The sequence below is a fragment of the Haemophilus sp. SZY H68 genome (assembly GCF_018829685.1).
Taxonomy (GTDB): domain Bacteria; phylum Pseudomonadota; class Gammaproteobacteria; order Enterobacterales; family Pasteurellaceae; genus Haemophilus; species Haemophilus haemolyticus_K.
On the sequence record NZ_JAHKKB010000003.1, the window covers coordinates 209,487 to 225,778 of the forward strand.

Below are 16,292 nucleotides of genomic sequence, written 5' to 3' on the forward strand. Positions count from 1 at the left end.
GATTTTAAGATAAATTTAAAGCACAGGTTATAGCTTGTGCTTTATCTGATTGAATGAAAAGGGCGAACATAAAAATGTTCGCCCTTTTCTATCTAAAAAAACGTATAACTTAGCCCATACCGTATTTTTTTAGTTTTTTACGTAATGTACCACGGTTGATACCAAGCATATTTGCTGCACGGGTTTGATTACCACGAGTATATTGCATAATCATATCTAACATCGGGTGTTCAACTTCCGCTAATACTAATTCATAAAGATCATTCACATCTTGACCATCTAATTGCGCTAAATAATTACGCAATGCTTGTTTTACTGAATCGCGTAATGGTTTGTTGGTCACTTGTGATTGCGCATTTAATACTGATACCGTTAAGGCTTCAGCAGGATTACGTTGTTGTTCTAACATTTTTCTTTATCCAAAATTAAATTGAAAAAATCTTCCAATACAATAAGTTGCTCTTTTGGATTACTAATTGCATTAAAAGTCTGTTTAAAAACGGAATCAGGTTGAATTCCCTGTAAATACCAAGCCACGTGTTTACGCGCAATGCGATAGCCTTTTTGTTCTCCATAGAATTGATGTAATTCTTGAATATGACGCAAAATTTGACCGCACTTTTCGTTTAAACTTGGCATTTGGCTTATCGAGTCATGCTCAATTAGGTTTTCCACGGCTTGAAATAGCCAAGGGTTACCTAGCGCAGCACGACCGATCATAATGGCATCCGCTCCGGTATAATCGAGAACGAATTTTGCTTTCCGAGCAGAATCAATATCACCATTGGCTATAACTGGTATGGCAATCGCTTGTTTAACGGCTTTGATGTTGTCATATTCCGCTTCGCCTTCAAAAAGACAAGCGCGTGTACGACCATGCACCGTTAATGCTTGTATGCCACATTGTTCTGCAATTTTGCCGATTTGAACGCAGTTTCGATTAGATTTATCCCAGCCTGTACGAATTTTTAAGGTCACCGGCACATTCACGGCAGCCACCACTTCACGCAGAATTTTTTCTACGAGATCAGGAAATTGCAACAACGCAGAGCCTGCGAGTTTGCGATTTACTTTTTTGGCAGGACACCCCATATTAATGTCAATGATTTGAGCGCCATATTCCACATTGATAGCAGCGGCTTGCGCCATCTCGAGTGGATCACTACCTGCAATTTGCACGGCATTGAGACCTAAATCTTCACTATGTGCCAAACGCAATTTGGATTTTTCGGTATGCCAAACTTGCGGATTTGTGGACATCATTTCTGAAAATGTGAGTCCAGCACCATAATATGTACAAAGACGACGGAAAGGCTGGTCGGTAATACCTGCCATTGGTGCAAGTAAAACACGATTTTTTAATTGGTATGAACCGATTCGCATTTTACGTTACCTTCCTAGCAAGCCTAAATCTAATTAGTGTCGAACTGGTCGACGACCGACAAGGCTGGCTATAATACGCATTTTGCCTTACTTTGCAAAGTGAAATTTGTTTAAAAAATACACTTTTTTTGATTGACAAAAAGAAATTAAAGCGTTTTTAGCTTACCCGTAATTCGGCACCATTCTTCTCTCACTGCGACTGGCTCTAACGCAAATGTTTGCGTATAGGCGTCGCATACGGATTGAGCTTGAGTTTCTAAAATGCCCGATAAACCAAGATCGCCATTAGGTTTAACAAGTTGACTAATGATTGGGTAAAGTTCTTTGAGCGGGCCAGCAAGAATATTTGCCACCACGACATCTGCTTTTAAATCAGCGGGTTTTTCATCAGATAAGAACAGTTGTAGGCGATCAGCTACGCCATTCTGCTCGGCATTATTACGACTAGCTAGAATCGCTTGTGGATCGATATCAATTCCCACTGCACTTTTCGCACCAAGTTTTAATGCAGCAATGGCTAAAATACCTGAACCACAACCAAAATCAATGACGGTTTTATCTTTTAAATCTAGGCCATCTAGCCATTCTAAACATAGCGCAGTTGTAGGATGAGTACCTGTACCAAACGCTAAGCCTGGGTCAAGCATCACATTGACGGCATTTTCATCAGGCACATCACGCCAACTTGGACAAATCCATAAACGCTTACCAAATTGCATTGGGTGGAAGTTATCCATCCACTCGCGCTCCCAGTCTTTATCTTCTATTTGTTCAATTTTGTATACCGTATTGCTATCTAAGTGTTTCGCTTCTTTTAATAAGCGGACGATTTCTGCCATATCTGTTTCTGCATCAAATAACGCAATAACATCGGTGTTGCCCCATAAACGAGTTTCACCAGGCAAAGGCTCAAAAATCGGTGTATCTTGACTATCCATAAAAGTCACAGAAACAGAGCCGATTTCTTCTAAAAAATCACTTATTTGTTCTGCTTTTTCATTGGTGCTATTTAGGCGAATTTGAATCCAAGCCATTTGTTTTTTCCTTTATTTCATAAAATGGGGCGTATTATACTGATTTTTTCAAAAGTTTCGGCAGTAAAGTCGAGCCAAGTGTGGCAAGCATGATGATTGTTATACCAAGTGCGGCTGAAAATGACAGCGTTTCGCCAAGTAATGATACGGCAAATAAGATGCCGAATAACGGCTCAAGTGCGACTAAAATACCGGAGATATTGGCATCCACACTATTAAGGCCTTTATTCCATAACCAATAGGCAAGCCAACTACAGCCAATGGCAAGATATAATAAACCTGCAATACCTGTGGAATTTAATGATATTTGCCAGTTTTCTGTGAGTAATAGCGTAAATGGCAACGTTGTGATGGTCCCAAGTACAATGCTGACGGAGGTATAAGCTTGCGTTGAGACTTTGGCCACAACTCGCTGTGTCCAACGTAACACGGCTGCGAAAATGATCCCAGCACTTAGCACTAATAAACAGCCAAATAAACTGATGTTATCAATGCCTTCATTATTTTTTCCACCATTGATTAAAATTGCCACGCCAATAAATGCCATTGCGCCGAATAGCCAGTGAAACCATTTTGCTTTGTCTTTAAAGAAGAAATGTCCAACAAATACAACGAGCAGCGGTTCTAACCCAATCATGGTGACTGCACTGGATGCGGATGTATATTTTAGTCCGATGAATTGCAATAAAAATACGGCGGTATAGTTAAAGAATGCCAACCACCAAAGCTGTTTACGCATTGGTTTATCAATTTTTTTCCAACGACGTAAAAAGAGTGGCATGACAATAATCATTGCAATAATTAACCGCACTTGCACAACAAGCACAGGATCCATCATCGAATAAGTGAGTTTACCGACGATTAATGAACTGCTCCAAATAAGTAGCGCAAGAATTTGATAGAGCATTGATGTATCCTTGTGAATTGTTCCAATTCTGTGTTTTAGCGTAGAACTTTCTGAAAGTGAGAAAATTAAATATCACCTTCCTCTCATTTAGAAGAAGGTGACAGCATATTGATTGACGCTTAAAGTACGGTAACTTTTAATTGAGTTTTTTCAATACGGCGTTCGCCCAATTTATTACCCACTAAAAAGGCAATCAATCCAAATACTAATGACGGTACGATTTGATGGAAGTTAAATAATTTTATGCCAAGTTGAGTGAGCAAGATATAACTTCCCAAGCCGATAATCATTGAACTTAACGCACCATAAGCATTTGCTTTATCCCAGTAAATACCCAGCACAATCACCCATAAAAATGCGGCTTCCAGTCCGCCAAAAGCAAATAGATTTAACCAAATAATCATATCTGGTGGATTGAGGGCGGCAAAGATTAAAAGTGCGGTCAAAATCAGCGTGATAATAGATGAAAAATAACTCACTTTTTTCTCATTTTTTGCCGCTTCAGGTTTCGTAGAAAGGTATAAATCTTTTACAAAAATAGAAGAAGATTGAATAAGTTGCGCATCAATTGTGGACATAATTGCTGACATCGGTGCGGCTAAGAAAATACCGGCAATAATAGGCGGTAATACTTTGAGCATTAAAGTTGGAATCACTTGATCCGATACCGTTAAATTTGGAATAACTGCACGACCAAGTGCACCGGCTAAGTGCATACCGAACATAATGATGGAAAGAACAATTGTTCCTATCAGCATCCCTCTATGTAAGGCTTTGCTATCTTTAAATGCCATGCATCGAACAGCAGTATGTGGAAGACCGACGACCCCGAAACAGACGAGCACCCAGAAGGAAGCCATAAATTGAAAATCTAACATTCCATTTGGCCCGTAAGGCGTGACTAACGCAGGATCGATTTCTGTTAATTTATTAACCGCACTTTCTACCCCTCCGAGCGCATAAATGGTTCCTACAAGGAGAATAATAGTACCTAAAATCATGACAGTACCTTGAATGGTGTCCGTGAGTACGACAGCACGGAATCCCCCGATAAATGTATAGATACCTACCGTTAAAGCAAATAAGAGCAATGCTTGAGTATAAGAAATACCGATAGTAGTTTCTAATAAACGCGCACCGCCAATAAATTGCACGGTCATGGCCGCAAAAAATGCGAGAAGAAGGGCAAGGCTTGATAGCCAGACTAAATATTTGTTTTTATAACGATAAAGGAAAAGATCGTTAATCGTTAACGCATTGGTTTCTCTTGATAATAGTGCGAATTTTTTACCTAATGCGCCTAATGCAAGCCACACTGCAGGGACTTGAATCATCGCAAGTAATACCCAGCCTAATCCGTATTTATAAGCTGCACCAGGCCCTCCGACAAAAGAACTTGCACTGGCATAAGTTGACGCGGTTGTCATGGCGAGCACAAAACCCGTCATCGAGCGGTTACCTACATAATATTCCGTTAGAAAATCGCCTTTTGTACGTTTTACATAAGCGAAAATCGCAGCACCAAATATAAATGCAAGATAAATAATTAAAGGGAGAATAATACCTAAATTCATTTTTGATTCTCCTCATCCTTGATTTCAAGAGAGATATCTTGATAAATAATTTTGATAATCCAATGGCCAATTACAATAAACAGAATAGGCAAATAAATACAAGAGAGTTCGAACCAGAGGGGGAAACCAATCGGCCCTTGAGTTTCTTTAGGCAAATAAGCACATAAGCACCAACCTATCACATATAAAATAGATAGACCTAATGCCCAACTAGCTTCCTTGGCCGCTTGTTGGTAACGTTGTTTTAATGTCATGTTTCTTCCTTAAAATTTTTATAAGTGAAAGTATATTTTTGAATGGTATAAGGGGCATATATTTTATACGCCCCTTATGTTTGCTAATCTTACAACTTTTTTGAATAATTCAAAATGTTTTGCTGATTCTAGTATTTATTATCATTAAATAAGTTTTAGGGATATGCGAAAATGGCTAACGCCTGTTAGCCATTTAAATTTTAATTATTCATGCATACCTAATTTTTTCTCCAAATAGTGGATGTTTGTTCCACCTTTTTGGAAATTTTCATCTTCAAGAATTAATTCATGAAGTGGGATGTTGGTTTTGATACCATCAATAATCGTTTCAGATAATGCATTTTGCATACGACGGATTGCAACTTCTCGTGTATCACCATAAGTGATAAGTTTTGCGATCATAGAGTCGTAATGTGGAGGCACCGTATAGCCGCCATAAACATGAGAATCCCAACGAACGCCCAACCCGCCAGGTGAATGTAAGTGATTTACTTTGCCCGGAGACGGTAAGAATGTTTTTGGATCTTCTGCATTAATGCGGCATTCCATTGCATGGCCTTTAACTTTGATGTCTTCTTGTTTAAAGGAAATCGGCAAGCCAGCTGCGATGCGTAATTGCTCTTTCACTAAATCTACGCCTGTAATCATTTCAGTTACTGGATGTTCTACTTGGATACGAGTATTCATTTCAATGAAATAGAATTCGTCATTTTCATATAAGAATTCAAACGTACCAGCTCCGCGATAGCCGATTTCTACGCAAGCTTTTGCACAGCGTGAGCCGATATCGCGACGAACTTCTTCAGTGATACCAGGAGCTGGTGCTTCTTCCACAACTTTTTGGTGACGACGCTGCATTGAGCAGTCACGCTCAGCCAAATAAACTGCGTTACCATGAGTATCTGCTAATACTTGAATTTCTACATGACGTGGATTTTCTAAGTATTTTTCCATATAGACCATATCATTATTGAATGCTGCTTTCGCTTCTGCTTTGGTCATCGCGATAGATTCTTCTAATGTGTCTTCGCTACGTACAACACGCATTCCTCGGCCGCCACCACCGCCTGATGCTTTGATGATGATTGGATAGCCAATACGTTTGGCGATTTCTTTATTTTTAGCAATATCATTACCTACAGGGCCATCCGAACCCGGTACACAAGGCACGCCTGCTTTTTTCATTGCTTTAATAGCTGAAACTTTATCGCCCATTAAACGGATGACATCTGCTGTTGGGCCGATGAAAGTGAAACCTGAACGTTCAACTTGTTCAGCAAAATCAGCATTTTCAGATAAGAAACCGTATCCTGGATGAATTGCATCTGCGCCTGTTACTTCGGCGGCAGCAATAATAGCTGGAATATTTAAATAACTTTTTGCGGAAGGCGCTGGACCGATACAAACGGTTTCATCAGCGAGTAAAACGTGTTTTAAATCACGATCTGCGGTGGAGTGAACCGCCACAGTTTTAATACCTAATTCTTTACAAGCACGTAAAATGCGTAGTGCAATTTCACCGCGGTTAGCAATCACAACTTTTTCTAACATAAAAGAGTCCGTTTAGTCAGATAGACGTGAATTTTTATGTAGGTTTTTGACATATTGTTCTCCCTATAAAATTAGGTGTGAACAGATTTCAATTTATATCGCCTACGATAAATTCGCTCTAATTGTTTGTATATGAAATAGGCGGACTAAAGTCCGCCCGACGAAAATATTGGAAATTATTCAATAACGATTAATGGTTCGTCGAATTCAACAGCGTCACCGTCGTGGATAAGAATTGCTTTTACTACGCCAGCTTTATCCGCCTCAATACGGTTCATCATTTTCATTGCTTCAACGATACAAAGCGCGTCGCCAACTTTCACAGATTGACCCACTTCAACAAATGCTTTTGCTTCTGGGCTTGGACTGCGATAGAACGTTCCTACCATTGGTGAACGTACAAGATGGCCTGATAATTCATCAGATGCAGCTGGTGCTGGAGTCGCAGCTGCGGGCGTTTGAGCTGGCGCAGCAGCTGGAGTTGGTGCTACTACTGGTGCCGCAGCGTATTGAACTGCTGCTGGAGCAACTGCTGGCGCTGCACGGCTAATACGTACTGTACCTTCTTCTTCTTGCACTTCTAATTCAGTAATGCCAGATTCTTCTACTAATTCGATTAATTTTTTGATTTTACGAATGTCCATACGTTCTTCCTAAAAAAGATTGAAATTTTAACCGCACTTTTAAATGAAAAATTGCGGTTATGAATAAACTTATTTTTATGTTGTAAAGATTACCTTAAATTTTGCAAATTTGCGATAAAATTCTGTGAATTTCGCCAAAAATGCTCGATTTTCTTATTTTTTAGCAAGGTAATCGATAGCAAATAAAAAGGCAAACTCGTAACCTTTTGCGCCCAAACCGCAAATAACGCCTTCAGCCACATCGCTAAAATAAGAATGATGACGAAATGCTTCACGTTTATGCACGTTGGATAAATGAATCTCCACAAAAGGAATTGAAACAGCTAAAAGTGCATCGCGCAATGCCACACTGGTATGGGTGTAAGCAGCAGGATTGATTAAAATAAAATCGACTTGTTGAAAACTTTCGTGGATCTTATTAATTAATTTTTCTTCACTATTGGTTTGAAAACATTCCACTTTTACATTGTGCTGAGTGGCTAATGTTTGTATTTTCTCTTCAATTGATGCAAGAGAAATACTGCCATAATGCTTTGGCTCGCGAGCCCCCAACATATTTAAGTTCGGGCCATTTAACAGCAAAATTCTGTGTGTTTGCGACATTTTTAATCCTTTTTGTGTAGCGCATTATACTGGTTTTTCGATTTTTGGTGGTCGAATCAGATAATTTTAGTGATAAATTCAGATTCTAAATCCACAATAGGTAAATCAGAACCAGGCCAAGCGCGTAGTACTTGATATTCCATCAAATCTAAAGTGTCTAAGCCTGGAGTTACATTCGGGGTGTATTGTTGTGCAATTCGCGCGAGCTGAGAGAGCCCTAAACTACTTTCGATACTTGAACTAATAACCGCTTTTAGACCTAGCGAATGTGCTTGGTTAATGAGTTCAGCACAACGTTGAATTGAACCAATTAAAGTGGGTTTGATTACGACAGCCGATAAGTGTGGTTCTTTTTCCAGGCAAAAATTAGGCTCTCGCAGGGATTCATCCCATGCAATTGCAATATCGGTTTGCGATGCAAATTCACGACTGAGTGCTTGTGTTTTACAAGGTTCTTCTAAAAATTGAATACGTTTTCTATGCTGCGGTTTGACTTTAGTGGCAAATTGTAACGCTTTTTCTAACGACCAATGGCGGTTTGCATCTAGTCGTAATTGTAAATCAGGAATGGCCTCTAAAAACATATCGGCAATTAATCCATCGCGATTGGCTTCGTATATGCCCACTTTCATTTTTGCCACTTTTTCGCCTTCCATGCTCGCAAGTTTAGCGTACAGTTCATCTGGATCGCCATAACAAAGTGGTGCCGTATGATAATTGCCTTCAGCTTGTAAATAACCTTTCATTTCATCCATTGCGCAACTGATACCAAAAGCAACGGAGGGATAGGTGCCATCTAATGGTACGCGAGGTGCGTCACAGCTTGCATTGCACCATGTCGTTAGCCATTCAATTGCTTGTTCTTGAGCTTGGTCTAAGGTTTCTTCGCTAAAACCAGGTAGCGGGGCGATTTCTCCCCAACCGTCTCGGCTGCAACTCACTCTTACGATTAAGCCTTCACGGCGTTTTAAAAAACGATCACGCAGGATAAGTTGGCTATCAACGGGGATGGAATAACGGTAAAGATTAAATGATTTTTCAGCCATGTTTGCTCCCAATACAAAAGTGCGGTCAAAATTCACGAAGATTTTTAACCGCACTTTAGAACGATAAATTAAGGGTTACGTCTGAATTTGCTGAAGTCTGGGGCGCGTTTTTCGTTAAACGCATTGCGACCTTCTTGACCTTCTTCAGTCATGTAGAACAACATTGTCGCGTTACCCGCTAATTCTTGAAGACCAGCTTGGCCGTCACAATCCGCATTTAATGCCGCTTTCAAACAACGAATCGCGATCGGGCTATTGCGTAACATTTCACGACACCAACGTACGGTTTCTTTTTCAAGATCAGCATAAGGCACAACAGTATTGACTAAGCCCATGTCTAATGCTTCTTGTGCATTATATTGACGGCATAAGAACCAAATTTCACGCGCTTTTTTTTGACCCACTAAACGAGCCATATAGCTTGCGCCCCAACCGCCATCGAATGAACCAACTTTTGGTCCAGTTTGCCCGAAAATAGCATTTTCAGCAGCAATCGTTAAGTCACAAAGCATATGTAATACATGGCCGCCACCAATTGCATAACCTGCCACCATTGCCACGACTGGTTTTGGACAAGAACGAATATCGCGTTGGAAATCTAATACATTTAAGTGATGTACGCCACTGTCATCTTTGTAACCGCCGTAATCGCCACGCACTTTTTGGTCACCACCAGAACAGAATGCTTTTTCGCCTTCACCGGTTAGTACAATGACACCAATGTTTTCATCAAAACGTGCATCAGAAAATGCAGTGATCATTTCTTTCACTGTTTGTGGGCGGAACGCATTGCGAACCTCTGGGCGGTTAATCGTGATTTTAGCAATACCATCAGTGGATTTATGATAACGAATGTCGTTATAGCCTTCGCTGTGATCGACCCATTCAACAGGCGCATATAACACATCATCTTTTGGATTTTGCATGAGAATTCCTTTTAATTAACGTAAAAAAGTGCGGTCATTATAGCGGAAGTTTTTCGGATCAGGAAAACTAAATTCATTTGCTGCTTTATCTGTTGTGAAGATATTGCTAGAATTTTGCGCATTCTCACTTTTATAAGGATCAAATGTGAAATTAATTGCAACCTTAGGTATGGCAGCATTGCTGTCTGGCTGCTCAATGTTTGGTAGCTCACAATCCGCAATCCCCGGTGAATTTGCGGGTGCGGATTACCAACTTTCCGATCAAGATGCAAAACAATGGGCGATTGCAAGTAAGCAAGCAGAACAATGCGTTTACCCAAATTTAACTCGGATTTTGCAACAGCATTTTTCTAAAGAAGATAGCTATATTCATTCACAATATGTCTTTTTCTACCCATTGGAAAAAATTATTGGCGAGCAATATGTGAAGATTATTCAAGGTGATGAAAAGTCGATGAATTATGCAAGCTATCAGTTTAAAAAATTCCGTACCGAAGTGGGTAATGTTGAACCTTTAACTGAACAGGCGTGTTTAAAATTACGTAATGAAGCGCGCGATGATTTGGCTGTCGTGAAAGGTCAATATAAAAATGGCATGGTGGAAGTGCAGAAAAATGAAGATGGCACACCGAAAAATCCTGATGGTATCGCGACGAATGAAAATAAATTCTTCTTTGATATTATCAAATGGGGTTCAATGCTATTGCTTTAATTTTTTTTGCATGTAAACATACAATATAAAAATAATAAGGAGGCGACTATGTCAGATGTATTCCATCTTAATCTTACAAAATCTCAACTTAAAGGCTCAACACTCGCTATTGTTCCCGGCGATCCTGCGCGTAGTGAGCGTATTGCTAAACAACTTGATAATCCAGAGTTTCTTGCTAGCACGCGTGAATTTACTTCATGGTTAGGTTATCTTAATGGACAACCTGTTGTTGTATGCTCTACCGGTATTGGCGGGCCATCAACCTCAATTTGTGTGGAAGAACTGGCTCAACTTGGCATTCGCACTTTCTTACGTATTGGTACAACGGGGGCAATTCAACCACATATTAATGTGGGTGATGTTCTTATTACAACGGCTTCTGTTCGCTTAGATGGTGCAAGCCGCCATTTTGCACCGTTAGAATATCCGGCTGTGTCAAACTTTGAATGTACAACTGCACTTTATAATGCAGCGAAAGCAAAAGGGATTGAACCTTATGTAGGTGTGACTGCATCATCCGATACATTCTATCCAGGTCAAGAACGTTATGATACCTATAGTGGTAAAGTATATCGTGATTACCAAGGACTACTTAAACAGTGGCAAGATTTGAATGTTATGAACTATGAAATGGAATCGTCAACATTGTTTACCATGTGTAGCGCATTGGGGTTACGAGCAGGAATGGTTGCAGGCGTGATTGTAAACCGCACTCAACAAGAAATTCCAAATGAAGCGACAATGAAAGAGACTGAAGAGAAAGCCGTTTCAGTGGTAATAGATGCAGCGAAAATATTGTTAAATTAAAAAATAACGCCTTGTTTTACAAGGCGTTATTTATTCTGGTTCTATTCCCACTCGATCGTTGCGGGTGGTTTTCCGCTAATGTCGTACACGACGCGAGAAATGCCGTTCACTTCGTTGATGATACGGTTAGACACTTTGCCTAATAAATCATAAGGCAAATGAGCCCAATGTGCGGTCATAAAATCGATTGTTTCTACTGCGCGTAGGGAAATAACCCAGTCGTATTTACGGCCATCGCCCATTACGCCAACAGATTTCACAGGTAAGAATACGCTGAAGGCTTGACTGGTTTTTTCATACCAACCGCTATTGCGTAATTCTTCGATAAAGATTGCATCCGCACGGCGTAATAAATCGCAGTATTCTTTTTTCACCTCGCCTAATACACGCACGCCTAAACCTGGGCCAGGGAATGGGTGGCGGTTGATCATTTCCGCAGGTAAGCCTAATGCTAAACCGATTTTACGCACTTCGTCTTTGAATAATTCACGTAGCGGTTCAACCAAGCCAAGTTTCATATAGTCCGGTAAGCCACCTACGTTGTGGTGTGATTTAATCACATGCGCTTTACCGGTTTTGCTTGCTGCAGATTCGATGACATCAGGGTAGATCGTACCTTGTGCCAACCATTTCACGTTGGTGAGTTTTTTCGATTCATCATCGAATACATCCACGAATACTTTACCGATAATTTTACGTTTTGCCTCAGGATCCGATACGCCTGCAAGTTCACCTAAGAAACGGCTTTCCGCATCAACACGGGTAATGTTTAAGCCGAATTTATCGCCAAACATTTCCATTACTTGGTCGCCTTCGTGTAAGCGGAGCAAGCCGTTATCCACGAATACGCAGTGTAATTTTTTACCGATAGCGCGGTGTAAAAGTAATGCAACCACAGAAGAGTCCACACCACCAGATAAACCTAAAATCACTTCATCATCGCCCACTTGCTCTTTAATGCGAGCAACGGCATCTTCGATAATGTTTTCTGCAGTCCATTTGGTTTCGCAACCACAAATGTTCACCACGAAATTCATCAATAATTCCAAACCTTTTTTGGTATGGGTTACTTCAGGGTGGAATTGTACACCGTAGAAACGACGGCTTTCATCAGACATCGCGGCAATTGGGCAGGTTGGAGTCGTACCGGTAACTTGGAAGTTTTCAGGTAAACGCGTGACTTTATCGCCATGGCTCATCCATACATCTAATTTGCTATCGCCATCATTTAGATGAGCAAAAAGTGCGGTCGGATTATCCATTAAAACAGAAGCATAGCCGAATTCACGATGCTCAGAGGTCTTAGTTAAACCACCAAGTTGCATTGCCATGGTTTGCATGCCGTAGCAAATACCCAATACAGGCACGCTGGCATTAAATACATATTCAGGTGCACGCGGGCTGTTTTCTTCAGTGGTACTTTCTGGACCACCTGACAAAATGATACCCGTTGGGGCAAATTCACGAATTTGTTGTTCGGTTACATCCCACGCCCAAAGTTCGCAGTACACACCGATTTCACGTACGCGACGTGCAATCAGTTGAGTATATTGTGAACCGAAGTCGAGGATCAGGATTTTGTGATTGTGGATATTTGTCATAAAAATCTCTATTAATTAAAAAATTATTTTTTAGTTTCCTGGCATGGTGCTGTTTCAAGAGCTTGTAAGCCTTCTTTTTTATAAATTGCAAATGAACTTTGACGACAATCAGAACCGAAAAGTCCAGCAAATTGTTTTGTTGGTTTACCTTGGGCAAGTAAATACAAATTACCTTTTTCATCAGTATGTTGTTTTTTTATAATCCAATTATTTTTTTGTAAGGCTTTAAGAACACTTTCTTGTGATTGACCTTCATACATATCTGGCACACCACTTGAAGACCAGTCATTTGCACAAGCAGATAAGAAGAAACTCACAGAAAGAATGATCAATTTTTTCATATTGTATATTCCTTATAACTAGATAAAGATTAAAATCTCTTAAAAATCAACCGCACTTTTAACAACAAAAGGTGGACTAAAGCCCACCTTGCGGATTAGCCCATACGGTAGTTTGGTGCTTCTTTAGTAATCGTTACATCGTGAACGTGGCTTTCTTTAATACCCGCACCACTGATGCGAACGAATTCTGCTTTTGTGCGTAATTCTTCGATGGTTGCGCAGCCAGTTAAGCCCATGCAAGAACGTAAGCCACCCATTTGTTGATGGATGATTTCTTTTAAATAACCTTTGTATGGAATACGACCTTCGATACCTTCTGGTACGAGTTTATCTGCCGCGTTATCTGATTGGAAGTAACGGTCTGATGAACCTTTCGCCATGGCACCTAATGAACCCATACCACGGTAAGATTTAAATGCACGACCTTGATAAAGTTCGATTTCGCCTGGTGCTTCTTCAGTACCCGCAAACATAGAGCCAACCATTACACAGCTTGCACCCGCAGCGATGGCTTTTGCAATATCGCCAGAGAAACGGATACCACCGTCAGCAATTACAGGAATACCACGATCTTTTAATGCTGCTGCTGCATCTGCGATAGCGGTAATTTGTGGAACACCTACACCGGTTACGATACGAGTTGTACAAATTGAACCAGGGCCGATACCTACTTTCACCGCACTTGCCCCTGCATCGGCTAATGCGATTGCGCCTTCAGCAGTTGCCACGTTACCTGCCACGATTGGAAGATTAGGGTATTTCGCGCGGGTTTCACGCACGCGTTGTAATACGCCTTCTGAATGACCGTGAGATGAGTCGATTAACAGTACATCTACGCCAGCTTTCACTAAAGCATCAATACGTTCTTCGTTGCCTGGGCCTGCTCCTACAGCGGCACCCACGCGTAAACGACCGAATTCATCTTTGCATGCATTTGGTTTTTGTTCTGCTTTTTGGAAGTCTTTAACGGTAATCATGCCTTTAAGTTTGAAACTATCATTAACCACTAATACTTTTTCAACTCGGTGTTGATGCATTAATTCCAAAATTTCTTCGCGACTCGCCCCTTCTTTTACTGTCACCAAGTCTTCTTTTTTCGTCATTACTTGTGAAACAGTTTTTCTCAAATCCTTTACGAAACGGGTGTCGCGTCCAGTAATGATACCGATTAGGTTATTTTCACTATCTACAACAGGGTAGCCCGCGAAGCCGTTTTTCTTCACTAGTTCTGATAATTCTGCAAGGGATAAATCAGGTGAAACGGTGACAGGTTCAGACACGATACCACTTTCGAATTTTTTTACTTTACGAACACGGTCCGCTTGGCGTTCAATGGTCATATTTTTATGAATAAAGCCGATGCCACCTTCTTGTGCTAAAGAGATTGCAAGTTTGGTTTCGGTCACAGTATCCATTGCTGCTGAAAGCATAGGAATATTCAAAGTAATTTCTTTAGTGAGTTTGGTTGAAAGATTGGCTGTATTTGGAAGCACAGTTGAATGTGCCGGGACGAGTAGAACATCGTCAAAAGTAAGGGCTTCTTGTTTAATGTGTAATGACATTGCAATATTCTCGCTAAGTTGAAGTTAAAAAATATTGCGGCGGGATTATACAGATTTTACTAGATTTTGAAAACGAAATTTTTGGATTTGTGCTATGATTTTCGCTCCGTTTGCTACAAGGAATAAATGATGAATTTCGCTTTATTGACATATTTATCTGATTGTCAGCCGAAAGTGCGGTTTGAATTGGAAAAGTTTTCTCCAGATATTGAAGAGGACATTAAACAATTACGTGAGCTAGGCTTGGAAATTGTCGTTGATGGCCAAAATTATTGCTTAGTGCCTAGCCTTCCTTTATTAAATCCTAAGCAAATTTCAACCGCACTTTTTCCTTATAGTATCCATTATCAGCCGATTATTTCCTCTACAAATGAATGGATACTACAAAATATTCCTTCCTTAAAAAAAGGTGATCTTTGTGTGGCTGAATATCAAACTGCAGGACGCGGTCGGCGTGGTCGTCAATGGTTATCGCCTTTTGCCGGGCAAATCATGTTTAGTTTTTATTGGGCATTTGATCCTAAAAGATCAATTGAGGGGTTAAGTTTAGTCATCGGTTTGGCGATTGTCGAGGTGCTAAATGTGCAAGTGAAATGGCCAAATGACATTTTGTTTGATGGAAGAAAGTTAGGTGGTATTTTAGTTGAAATTGCTAGCCATAAAAATGGTATGCTCAATTTAGTGATTGGCGTAGGTATTAATGTGTTGTTGCCAAAACAAACGGAAATTACTCAGCCTTACGCGGAACTATGTGAAATTGATCCTGATGTAGAGCGACAAACCTTATTACCAAAACTCATACAAAATTTATATGCACGTTTAAATATCTTTGAGAAAAATGGTATTAATGCTGAATTCCAACAAACATGGCAATCATATAATGCGTTTTCAAATAGTGGAGTAAATGTGCTGACTGAACAAGGTATTATTTCAGGTATTGAACAAGGCATAGATGAACGCGGTTATTTAAAAGTATTATGTGGCAATAAAATTCAGATGTTTAATGGTGGTGAAGTTTCATTGCGTAAGAAATTATAGCGATAAAAATTTGAGCATTCTAACCGCACTTTTTGATGAAATGTTTATATTTCCATCAAAAGATCATTTTTTTAAATATTTTTACAAAAAAGTACTTGCAAGGGTTTTTAAAATCCCTATAATGCACCGCACACAACGACGCACTGTTGTGAAGTCTTTAAGTTTCCAAGTGCGTCGTTGTTTTTTGCTCTTTAACAATATATCAGACAATCTGTGTGGGCACTTGTTGATTGACTTGTTTTAAAATATTTTAATTTTGAAGTCTTAATAGGTGCTTAACTGAAAATTCATAATTACTTTTTTAAGTAG

At 40.0% G+C, this 16,292-nt stretch carries 17 protein-coding genes; 3 read left to right on the forward strand and 14 right to left on the reverse strand.

The features are described from left to right. Window positions 1–109 precede the first annotated feature (109 nt). From fis to menB, 11 genes are all read right to left on the reverse strand, one after another. On the reverse strand, window positions 110–409 hold the full coding sequence (gene fis / locus KP712_RS07280; protein WP_009500196.1) for a DNA-binding transcriptional regulator Fis: 300 nt from the start codon (window positions 407–409) through the stop codon (window positions 110–112). Next, window positions 403–1,383: a tRNA dihydrouridine synthase DusB gene (gene dusB, locus KP712_RS07285; protein ID WP_111407687.1), complete on the reverse strand. Its 981-nt coding sequence runs from the start codon at window positions 1,381–1,383 to the stop codon at window positions 403–405. Before dusB ends, fis begins: the two co-directional genes overlap by 7 nt. Window positions 1,384–1,529: 146 nt before the next feature. Further along, a complete protein-coding gene (gene prmA, locus KP712_RS07290; RefSeq protein WP_111407686.1) occupies window positions 1,530–2,417 on the reverse strand; it encodes a 50S ribosomal protein L11 methyltransferase in 888 nt (295 codons plus the stop codon). A gap of 34 nt (window positions 2,418–2,451) precedes the next feature. Beyond that, the gene (locus KP712_RS07295; RefSeq protein WP_111407685.1) at window positions 2,452–3,324 is read right to left on the reverse strand and encodes a DMT family transporter; all 873 of its coding nucleotides are present in this window, start codon (window positions 3,322–3,324) and stop codon (window positions 2,452–2,454) included. A 119-nt stretch (window positions 3,325–3,443) separates the two neighbouring features. Then, window positions 3,444–4,898 (reverse strand): sodium/pantothenate symporter, encoded by a 1,455-nt coding sequence (panF, locus tag KP712_RS07300; RefSeq protein WP_111407684.1) that lies wholly within the window; start codon window positions 4,896–4,898, stop codon window positions 3,444–3,446. Next, window positions 4,895–5,152, reverse strand: a complete 258-nt coding sequence (locus tag KP712_RS07305; protein WP_005634512.1) for a YhdT family protein — start codon at window positions 5,150–5,152, stop codon at window positions 4,895–4,897. The genes panF and KP712_RS07305 overlap by 4 nt, the downstream gene beginning before the upstream one ends. Window positions 5,153–5,356: 204 nt before the next feature. Then, window positions 5,357–6,703 (reverse strand): acetyl-CoA carboxylase biotin carboxylase subunit, encoded by a 1,347-nt coding sequence (accC, locus tag KP712_RS07310; RefSeq protein ID WP_111407683.1) that lies wholly within the window; start codon window positions 6,701–6,703, stop codon window positions 5,357–5,359. A gap of 176 nt (window positions 6,704–6,879) precedes the next feature. Next, window positions 6,880–7,347, reverse strand: a complete 468-nt coding sequence (gene accB, locus KP712_RS07315) for an acetyl-CoA carboxylase biotin carboxyl carrier protein (protein WP_111407682.1) — start codon at window positions 7,345–7,347, stop codon at window positions 6,880–6,882. Window positions 7,348–7,500: 153 nt separating this feature from the next. Continuing rightward, entirely contained in the window at window positions 7,501–7,950 is a 450-nt protein-coding gene (gene aroQ / locus KP712_RS07320) for a type II 3-dehydroquinate dehydratase (protein WP_215770777.1), read from the reverse strand. Window positions 7,951–8,006: 56 nt separating this feature from the next. Then, window positions 8,007–8,996, reverse strand: a complete 990-nt coding sequence (menC, locus tag KP712_RS07325; RefSeq protein WP_165818748.1) for an o-succinylbenzoate synthase — start codon at window positions 8,994–8,996, stop codon at window positions 8,007–8,009. A gap of 68 nt (window positions 8,997–9,064) precedes the next feature. Further along, a complete protein-coding gene (gene menB / locus KP712_RS07330) occupies window positions 9,065–9,922 on the reverse strand; it encodes a 1,4-dihydroxy-2-naphthoyl-CoA synthase (RefSeq protein WP_005626704.1) in 858 nt (285 codons plus the stop codon). A 145-nt stretch (window positions 9,923–10,067) separates the two neighbouring features. Here menB and KP712_RS07335 point away from each other — a divergent pair, with 145 nt between their 5' ends. Together KP712_RS07335 and udp are read left to right on the forward strand one after the other, a co-directional pair. After that, window positions 10,068–10,634, forward strand: a complete 567-nt coding sequence (locus KP712_RS07335; RefSeq protein WP_046949870.1) for a DUF5358 domain-containing protein — start codon at window positions 10,068–10,070, stop codon at window positions 10,632–10,634. Between the two features lie 48 nt (window positions 10,635–10,682). Next, the gene (gene udp / locus KP712_RS07340; RefSeq protein ID WP_111407680.1) at window positions 10,683–11,441 is read left to right on the forward strand and encodes a uridine phosphorylase; all 759 of its coding nucleotides are present in this window, start codon (window positions 10,683–10,685) and stop codon (window positions 11,439–11,441) included. Between the two features lie 41 nt (window positions 11,442–11,482). Here udp and guaA read toward each other — a convergent pair whose 3' ends face one another. The 3 genes from guaA to guaB form a co-directional block, all read right to left on the reverse strand. Continuing rightward, window positions 11,483–13,042, reverse strand: coding sequence for a glutamine-hydrolyzing GMP synthase (guaA, locus tag KP712_RS07345; RefSeq protein WP_111407679.1), 1,560 nt, complete (start codon window positions 13,040–13,042; stop codon window positions 11,483–11,485). A gap of 23 nt (window positions 13,043–13,065) precedes the next feature. Then, window positions 13,066–13,383, reverse strand: a complete 318-nt coding sequence (locus KP712_RS07350; RefSeq protein ID WP_111407678.1) for a hypothetical protein — start codon at window positions 13,381–13,383, stop codon at window positions 13,066–13,068. 95 nt (window positions 13,384–13,478) lie between these two features. Next, entirely contained in the window at window positions 13,479–14,945 is a 1,467-nt protein-coding gene (gene guaB / locus KP712_RS07355; protein ID WP_111407677.1) for an IMP dehydrogenase, read from the reverse strand. Window positions 14,946–15,074: 129 nt separating this feature from the next. On the opposite strand from guaB, the gene birA reads away from it, so the two are divergent. After that, on the forward strand, window positions 15,075–15,983 hold the full coding sequence (birA, locus tag KP712_RS07360; protein ID WP_165818747.1) for a bifunctional biotin--[acetyl-CoA-carboxylase] ligase/biotin operon repressor BirA: 909 nt from the start codon (window positions 15,075–15,077) through the stop codon (window positions 15,981–15,983). Window positions 15,984–16,292 lie beyond the last annotated feature (309 nt).

Coding starts and splice junctions, on each gene's coding strand:
- fis (WP_009500196.1), bottom strand. CDS start 409: ATGTTAGAACAACAACGTAATCCTGCTGAAGCCTTAACGGTATCAGTA.
- dusB (WP_111407687.1), bottom strand. CDS start 1,383: ATGCGAATCGGTTCATACCAATTAAAAAATCGTGTTTTACTTGCACCA.
- prmA (WP_111407686.1), bottom strand. CDS start 2,417: ATGGCTTGGATTCAAATTCGCCTAAATAGCACCAATGAAAAAGCAGAA.
- KP712_RS07295 (WP_111407685.1), bottom strand. CDS start 3,324: ATGCTCTATCAAATTCTTGCGCTACTTATTTGGAGCAGTTCATTAATC.
- panF (WP_111407684.1), bottom strand. CDS start 4,898: ATGAATTTAGGTATTATTCTCCCTTTAATTATTTATCTTGCATTTATA.
- KP712_RS07305 (WP_005634512.1), bottom strand. CDS start 5,152: ATGACATTAAAACAACGTTACCAACAAGCGGCCAAGGAAGCTAGTTGG.
- accC (WP_111407683.1), bottom strand. CDS start 6,703: ATGTTAGAAAAAGTTGTGATTGCTAACCGCGGTGAAATTGCACTACGC.
- accB (WP_111407682.1), bottom strand. CDS start 7,347: ATGGACATTCGTAAAATCAAAAAATTAATCGAATTAGTAGAAGAATCT.
- aroQ (WP_215770777.1), bottom strand. CDS start 7,950: ATGTCGCAAACACACAGAATTTTGCTGTTAAATGGCCCGAACTTAAAT.
- menC (WP_165818748.1), bottom strand. CDS start 8,996: ATGGCTGAAAAATCATTTAATCTTTACCGTTATTCCATCCCCGTTGAT.
- menB (WP_005626704.1), bottom strand. CDS start 9,922: ATGCAAAATCCAAAAGATGATGTGTTATATGCGCCTGTTGAATGGGTC.
- udp (WP_111407680.1), top strand. CDS start 10,683: ATGTCAGATGTATTCCATCTTAATCTTACAAAATCTCAACTTAAAGGC.
- guaA (WP_111407679.1), bottom strand. CDS start 13,042: ATGACAAATATCCACAATCACAAAATCCTGATCCTCGACTTCGGTTCA.
- KP712_RS07350 (WP_111407678.1), bottom strand. CDS start 13,383: ATGAAAAAATTGATCATTCTTTCTGTGAGTTTCTTCTTATCTGCTTGT.
- guaB (WP_111407677.1), bottom strand. CDS start 14,945: ATGTCATTACACATTAAACAAGAAGCCCTTACTTTTGACGATGTTCTA.
- birA (WP_165818747.1), top strand. CDS start 15,075: ATGAATTTCGCTTTATTGACATATTTATCTGATTGTCAGCCGAAAGTG.